This window comes from uncultured Mailhella sp., from assembly GCF_905187505.1.
Lineage (GTDB): Bacteria > Desulfobacterota > Desulfovibrionia > Desulfovibrionales > Desulfovibrionaceae > Mailhella.
Genome location: NZ_CAJJIC010000114.1, coordinates 1 through 7,746, shown reverse-complemented (window position 1 = coordinate 7,746; position 7,746 = coordinate 1). Strand labels below are relative to the sequence as shown.

The window sequence follows — 7,746 nt, the reverse complement described above, 5'->3', positions numbered from 1 at the left end:
ATGAAAAGGCCGGTTCCCTTTCAGGTCCCGGCCTTTTCATGTGATGCAAAAGCTGTCGGAACGACGCCGTCAGTTCTGTTCGGGAGGCAGATTCTTCCTGTCTTCTCCACTGAAGGTGGCTATGACGGTACCTACAAGGTCGCCCAGGCAGTTCATGGTCGTCAGTCCCATTTCATTGAGCGTATGTATGCCCGCTATGACGGCCACCACTTCCACGGAAAGCCCGAACGTTTCAAAGATGAGCGCCAGAAAGACCATGGCACCGCCGGGAATGCCGCCACCTCCCATGGTAAGCAGCAGACTGAGCAGAATCATCTTGCCAAGCTCGGCCAAGGAGAACTCCACGCCTGCGGCCTGTGCCGTGAACATGAACGACATGGCAAAAAAGATGCCCATGCCGTCACGGTTTATCTGATTGCCCAACGGAATGGTAAAGCTGTAAATGCCCTTCGGCACACCGAGATCATCGGCAGCCTTAAGATTTACCGGCAGCGTTGCTATGCTGGAGCATGTGCTTGCCGCCGACACGATGACCGGACCGGAACGACGCAGAAAATATCCCGGCTTCATTCGCACGAAGACGTAGAGCAAAAGAAGGTACACACAGAACATGCAGACGACGGAAATATACACGCTGAGAACATACTTTGCGATGGGACCGCCCATGGAAAGACCGTAACGGCCGAACGTGCGGGCCATGAGCGCAAAAATGCCCACAGGTGCATAAAGCATGACGGCCGCCATGATTTTGTTGAACGCCCGGACAAAAATGTCCGACATGCTGCGGAGCCGTTCACGATCCCCGGCAGGGAGGAAAAGCGCTGCCATGCCGAAAATGGCCACAAAAATGACCACCTGATCGAACTTGCCGTCGGCGAGTGCCGTAAACACGTTCGAAGGTATCATGGACAGTATGGTAGCCCCTATGGACGGCGTCGCCTTGCTGCTGAGAACAAAATCACCACTCAGAATGAATCCGAGGCCGGGACGGATGAGACTGCCGACAAACACGGCAATGACCATGGCAAAAACCGTGGTCAGGCAGTAGTAAAGCAGCACCCGAACGCCGATTCGTCCGAAAAGCTTGGGATCGTCAAGGGAGCAAAGTCCCGAAAGCAGGTTCACTATGATGAGCGGCAATGCTATCATCTGAAGAAGCTGAAGAAAAAGCGTACCGAGGGGAGACAGCACTTCCGCCTTCGGGCCCAGCAGTATGCCGGCAACAATGCCGGCAAGCATGGCGACAAACATTTTTTTCAGCAGAGGGATGTTCCTGTAGCGAGTCCATAACGCGATCATTGATCATTCTCCTTGCCAGACTGAGCGGTCCGACATTTCTACCGCTCCATGCGGGCAGGCCTTGCGGCAAACGCCGCATTCATAGCAGTGCTGGAAGGGAATGCGTGCCGTACCGTGCTCTACGGTAATGATGCCCGCCGTACAGGCATCGACGCACGTTCCGCACCCCGTGCAGAGCGTTTCGTTTATACTATAGTGGAAAGGTCTGGGCTCAATGCCTCCGAAGCCGAAACGCAGACGATAAATGCGGTCATTCCGGTAGACCTGATACAGTTCCCCCTCTCCCTGCCACAGGCAGTAGATGATAAAGCTGTCCAGACTTTTTTCCCACATTTTGCGGGATCCGGGATTCCTTGCCCAGTATTCCTGTTCCGCCGCCGGATTGTCACAAGGACGAACCCTGCCGGTAATGCGGAAGGAAATAAGCTGCCGGTGTTCCGACTCCCCCGTGTCGTCTCCGACAAACGAACCGTTGAGCGTCACTATGGGATGGGCTTCAATGTCCTCATTGCAGGGCTTGCCGCTTCCCACGCCGAAATACAGCAGTCCGTCGCTTGTGCTCCGCATGAAGTCCAGAAAACGCGATCCCGGCAGAGCACCCTTTGCTGGCAGCGTGGACAAACTGAAATATCGGGCGTCATGAGCCTTGTTGAAAACCATGTCGAGAATGGACTGATTATCGCTTTCCACGGTCAGTCCGAAAAGAACATCCTTCAAGTTCTCCCCCCCCTTCGGTACGCATGCGCCGGACCGCAGGAGCATTCCCGTCCGGCAAGCGGCAGATGTCCCCCGGCTCGAGGTCGCCTCAACGTCCGAAAAGTCTTTCGATGAATAACGAACGGACAGTGGCCAAAATGCCGCGCATTTCATGCGTATCCGCACAATCGCCCTTTTCCGGCCGGAGACGACGCAGAACCGACCATGCCCGTATCTGGAAACGCATTGCTCCGGCATCCCCTGAAAAAGTGCTTTCCCTCAAAATAGTTAGACGTTTATACCAGCCTTGTCACCATGATTCTCTCATCGGCGCCCCGCATGTCCATATAAGGACAAGCCGTTCTCCTTTTCCAACAATACAAAATTGCTCTGATCTTGCCTCATTTTTCCCAATATTTTGATGCTTCGATACCTTCATGAACTGATTTTCGCTCTTTTCCATCTCACAGATGTCATCTCTTGTGAAAAAAAATTGTAAATCAACTCTCCAGGATGTCATCCTCATGAAAAAATTTTCCCTATTGCAATGTCTCTTGAACATTTTACAAGACGTGGCTATTCTGACCACTTCTTTTTCCAGAAACAGCGGAAGTGATGAAAAACGAAGCACTGTGGCATGCGGCCATGGAGTTTCTTGACGGCAAACAGTCGGAAATGGTCCAGCTGCTGAAAAACCTTGTAGAACTGGAAACGCCTTCCGCCGACAAAAGTTCGGTCAGCCGCCTTGCCAGTCACATCGACACCTACTGTGACGCCATGGGCATGACCTGCCGCAAAATCTCCTATGAAAAAGCCGGGGATGCGCTCACGGCCCGCACGGCTGAAGGCGCACAGAAGCCGGTGGCTCTTCTGGCCCATCTGGATACGGTTCACCCCACAGGCAGCTGGCCGGAGCTGCTTCGCCAGGAAGGCGACTGTCTTTACGGTCCCGGAGCATTCGACTGCAAGGGAGGCATAGTCATCGCCCTGTTCGCCATCAAGGCTCTTCTCGCCTGCGGCTACAGGGAACGACAGCTCCGACTGGCGCTCTCCAGTGACGAAGAGACGGCGCACATGCTTTCCGACGGTCTGGGAGGACAGCTTTTTTCTCAGGAATGCGCCGGGTGCGCGGCCGCCTTCAACTGCGAAAGCGGCTCAACGGGAAACGAAGCGGTCATCGAACGAAAAGGCGGCGCCGTCATCCGCATTGTGGTCAGAGGCATTGCCGCTCATGCGGGACGCAATCCGGAAAAAGGCGCCAGCGCCATACGAACGGCGGCGCGACTCGTGGAAAGAATCGAGTCGCTCTCCCGACCTGACGGCAACCTGTTCAACTGCGGAAGGATCGAAGGAGGAACCGGCCCCAACGTCATTCCCGATGAGTGCGTCGTTTCCCTGGGATTGCGCTACCGCACCAATGCCGACTTTGAGTCCGCCAGGCAGACCTTGAAAGCTCTGTGCGACGAAACGCCGCTGCCCGGAACCTCTGCAGAATTCCTCGTTCTGGGACGATATCCGGCCATGGAAAAATTCCGGGCACCGACGCTCTGGCGGCAGTATACAGTGAAGCCTCACAGAGGCTCGGCCTCGGCCCGGTATCCTTCCTTTCCGCAGGAGGCTGCTCCGACAGTGCCTTCACCACGCAAATGGGCATTCCGACGCTGTGTGCGCTCGGAGTCGCCGGAGCAGGAGCTCACAGCCGGGAGGAACACGCCCTGCTCTCCTCGCTTCTTCCCCAGTGCCGCAAGCTGGTAACCGCCATACTTTCCCTGCCTGACGACCGGCCCTGAACATCCCGAACTTTCTTCCCGCAGAACCACCGCCATGAACACGACCACAAAAAAATTTCAATTCCCCAATTCGCTTGTCATCGTATTTGCCATGATGGTGCTTGCCGCCGTGCTGACGCACATCATTCCGGCAGGCATGTACGACTTCATCGCCGGCACGAAAATGCTCGATCCCATGACCTACCATGTCATTCCCCAGCAGGGGGTGTCTCCCTGGGGACTGGTGGACGCCGTCTTCAAGGGCATGGTGAAGGCCGGACCCATCATCGTGTTCACCTTTCTTGTCGGCGGTTATTTTCAGGTCCTCATCGCCGGCAATTCCGTCGATGCCTTCATCAGCTGGCTGGTCCGAAAGCTCGGTGCGAAGTCCTTTCTCATTCTGCCGGCCATCATCGTCATCATGAGCGTTCTCGGCGCATCCGGCGTCATGGCCAATCCCGTGGTGGCGACCATTCCCATCGGCGTCATTCTCGCCCGCAGGCTGGGCGCCGACGAGATCACCGGCGTTGCCATCATGTTTCTTGCCGCATACGGCGGCTATGCCACAAGTCCCGTATGCGCCATGACCGTACAGATAGCCCAGCAGATTGCAGGTCTGCCCATGCTGTCAGGCTTCGGCTTCCGCTGCGTGGTCTGGCTGGTCTTTCTGATTCCTACGGCTCTTTTCATCATCCGCTACGCACGCAAGGTATGCGCCGGCAGAAATAAGCCTGCCGACAGCAACGAGGAGACTCCGGCCAGTGCTCCCGTCGTCGAGTTCAATGCCCGCCATGCCCTCGCTCTGCTCGGACTTGTGGCCGGACTCGGCATCTATGTATGGGGCTCTCTCACCCTTCACTGGGGCATGAACTACATGGCCGGCATCATGATGCTTGTCGCCATGTTCGGTGCGCTGGTAACGGGCATGGGCATGAACGGCTTTGTGGCCGGATTTCTTCAGGGCGCCCGTCAGATGACCTTTTCGGCCATGCTCATAGGTCTGGCCACGGGCATATCCGTCGTTCTGAGCGACGGGCACATCCTTCATTCCATCATTTACGGCATGGCCGTTGCGCTCAACAGCCTGCACACTGTGCTTGTGGCCCCCGTCATGTTCCTGTTCAACCTTCTCTTCAACTTCTTTGTCCCCTCAGGCTCCGGACAGGCCGCCGTCGTCATGCCCATCATGGCGCCCCTGGCCGACGTGGTGGACATGACAAGACAGACCGCCGTTCTCGCCTTCCAGCTCGGCGACGGGCTCTCCAACGTCATCTTCCCCACCAACGGTACCATGATGGCCAGCATCGCCATGGCCGGGGTCGATTACAGACGGTGGGCCGGCTGGGTTCTGCCGCTGTTTCTGCTCTGGACGGTCATGGCAGTCATCGTCATGATCGCGGCCGTGGCCACAGGACTCTGATCGGAAAAACTTCGCCTCCCTTCCGGGAGGGACACGCCGTCGCCTCCGGCCGCATGCCCTTCCCGGAAATGCCCGCAGTTTTTGCTTTACACTTTTTCCCCGGAAGAGCACAGTTGCCCCGTTCCGAATTCCCCTGCAGCCGTCCGTCTCCGAAGAAGCTCCTCCAGGCGTCTTACATCACACGGATTGCAACGAAGCCTTTATCAGTTCCCGCCGGACCGCTCTGCCCGGCTCCATGAATTTTCCATGTTTCCGCTTCACAAAGATCACATCGACATCAGCCTTCTGCTCCGTCTCACGCTTCCCCTTTTTCTGGAACTTGTCCTTCAGCTTCTCGTGGGCAATGTGGACAAGGTCATGGTGGGCAACGACTACAGCGCCACGGCCATCAATCAGGCCAATACCATTCTCGACATGCTTGCCGTCAGTCTGTCCGTTCTGTCCGCCGCATCGCTCATTCTCATAAGTCAGTACAAGGGAGCGCAAAACAAGGAAAAGGAACAGCAGATCTATGTGATTTCCTTTTACTTCAACCTGACCGTGAGTCTCGGCATAGGCATTATCCTGGCCATCCTTGCGCGCCCCGTGCTCTCGGCCATACACGTGCAGCCGGAAATCATGGATGAGGCCGTAATCTATCTCCGCATTACCGGAGGAGGTCTCTTCCTTCAGGCCGTCATGCTCTCACTGAGCGCCTATCTTCGCAGCAATACCTACATGAAGCAGTGTCTTTTTGTGGCGTTTCTGTTCAACATCATCAACATTAGCGGCAATGCGCTCTTTCTGTGGGGATTCGGCATGAAAGGCGCCATGGCCGTGGCCATTCCTTCCGTTCTCTCCAGACTCATGGGAGCCCTCATTCTCTTCTATGAAGTAAAAAAATATCTGCGCATCAGTCTCTCCGCGCGTCGTCTTTTCCGCTGTCAGAAATCGGAACTCATCAAGATGCTCAAGCTGGGCCTGCCCTCCTGCGGTGAGTCCATTTCCTATTCCTTCAGCCAGATAGTCATTCTTGCCATCATCAATACCTTCAGCACGACAGAAGCCGTGGTGAAGACCTACGCCACCATGCTCGCCATGTGCTCCTATCTGTTCACTTCCGCCGTTTCCCAGGCCATGCAGATTCTCCTCGGCCGCGCCCTCGGCGCCAGGAAACATCAGGAAGCCGAAGAGCTCGTCCTATGGGTGACGCTGGTTTCCTGTCTGGCCTCCGCAACGATTTCGGCCGCCATCGCCATCTTTTCCAACAGCATTTTCGGTCTGCTCACCAGCAACGCCGAAGTCATACGCCTCTGCCGGATCGTCATGCTCATCGACGTGGCTCTCGAGCTCGGCAGGGCCGTCAACATCGTCATGGTGCGGGCTCTGCAAACCTGCGGAGACGTCTTTTTCCCCACCATGCTGGCCATCGTTTTCTGCTGGTCCGTGGCCGTGTGCGGCTCATGGTTTCTCGGCAGCGTGCTGGGACTCGGCATCATCGGCGTGTGGATTGCCATGGCCTTTGATGAACTGTGCCGGGCCGGCATATTCATCGTCCGTTTCCGCCGCGGCAACTGGAAAAAACTTTCTCTTGTCGACGAAAGAAGCTGATCGTCCCTTCAGGAGGTCCATCATGAAATCCTTGAATGAAAGACTTGTCTATCTCTACCTCTTCCTTACGTTTTTCCTCTGGGGAAGTCTCTATGTCGTCAGCAAGTACGTGCTCGACAAAGTGCCGCCGTTCACCGTCTCGCTCGTACGGTACGCCATCTCCTTTCTGCTGCTTATGGCCCTCATTCACATAAAGAAATTCCGCCCCATAGAACGCAAGGACTACAAATACATTTTCCTGATTGGCTTCTTCGGCTACTTTGTGGCCCTCGTTCTGCAGCTGCTCGGAACCAAATTTTCCAACGCCTCTTTTGCCGCTCTCGTGAACTCCCTGAACCCCATCGTCATCATGATCATGGCGGCCATTTTCCTGCATGAACGCCTCACCGTACAGAAAGGAGCCGGACTGCTGCTCGGCATCATCGGCGTTTATTTCATCATCGGAGGCGTTCACGGCAGCGACATGATGACGGGTATCGTCCTTTCTCTCATCTCCGTTCTGATCTGGTCGTACGTGTCCATCATCATCCGTAAGATAGGACATCTTTATCACCCTCTCATCATCACGGCATGGAGCATGGGCGTAGCTCTCGTCTTCACGATTCCCGCCTCTGCCATTGAGCTCATGCACACGCCCGCCGTCTGGGACACGGGCGTGATTCTTTCGCTTCTCTACATGGCCGTCATGTGCACCTGCGTAGCCCACGTTCTCTGGAACGAAAGTCTTTCCCTCATAGAAGCCGGAACCTGTTCCGCCTTCTATCCCGTGCAGCCGCTGACCGCCACAGTTCTCGGCATTCTCTTCCTGGGTGAGGCTGTCTCCCTTTCCTTCTGGGTCGGCACCGTCCTCATTCTCATGGGTGTCATGCTGTGCCTGATCCATTTCGGCAAGATGCCAGCATTCTTCAAACTCTGCTTATTGTAAACAGCTGAATCGACACGCAGTCCAACACCACCACTTGGTAAATACAA

Annotated in this window: 6 protein-coding genes; 4 read left to right on the top strand and 2 right to left on the bottom strand. The window is 55.7% G+C overall.

Translation table 11 applies throughout. From position 1 onward, the window contains the following. Positions 1-69 precede the first annotated feature (69 nt). Together QZZ60_RS09370 and QZZ60_RS09365 are read right to left on the bottom strand one after the other, a co-directional pair. Positions 70-1,299 (bottom strand): dicarboxylate/amino acid:cation symporter, encoded by a 1,230-nt coding sequence (locus QZZ60_RS09370; protein WP_295640804.1) that lies wholly within the window; start codon positions 1,297-1,299, stop codon positions 70-72. Between the two features lie 3 nt (positions 1,300-1,302). Further along, on the bottom strand, positions 1,303-1,989 hold the full coding sequence (locus tag QZZ60_RS09365) for a 4Fe-4S dicluster domain-containing protein (RefSeq protein ID WP_295640802.1): 687 nt from the start codon (positions 1,987-1,989) through the stop codon (positions 1,303-1,305). A gap of 621 nt (positions 1,990-2,610) precedes the next feature. Between QZZ60_RS09365 and QZZ60_RS09360 the strand changes: the two genes are divergently transcribed. The 4 genes from QZZ60_RS09360 to QZZ60_RS09345 all read left to right on the top strand — a co-directional run bounded on the left by QZZ60_RS09360 (position 2,611) and on the right by QZZ60_RS09345 (position 7,699). Then, positions 2,611-3,750, top strand: coding sequence for a M20/M25/M40 family metallo-hydrolase (locus QZZ60_RS09360; RefSeq protein WP_295640800.1), 1,140 nt, complete (start codon positions 2,611-2,613; stop codon positions 3,748-3,750). Between the two features lie 69 nt (positions 3,751-3,819). After that, on the top strand, positions 3,820-5,184 hold the full coding sequence (locus QZZ60_RS09355; RefSeq protein WP_295640798.1) for a Na+/H+ antiporter NhaC family protein: 1,365 nt from the start codon (positions 3,820-3,822) through the stop codon (positions 5,182-5,184). A gap of 246 nt (positions 5,185-5,430) precedes the next feature. Beyond that, a complete protein-coding gene (locus QZZ60_RS09350; protein WP_295640796.1) occupies positions 5,431-6,774 on the top strand; it encodes an MATE family efflux transporter in 1,344 nt (447 codons plus the stop codon). 22 nt (positions 6,775-6,796) lie between these two features. Then, positions 6,797-7,699, top strand: coding sequence for a DMT family transporter (locus tag QZZ60_RS09345; RefSeq protein ID WP_295640793.1), 903 nt, complete (start codon positions 6,797-6,799; stop codon positions 7,697-7,699). The last annotated feature ends 47 nt before the right edge of the window (positions 7,700-7,746 follow it).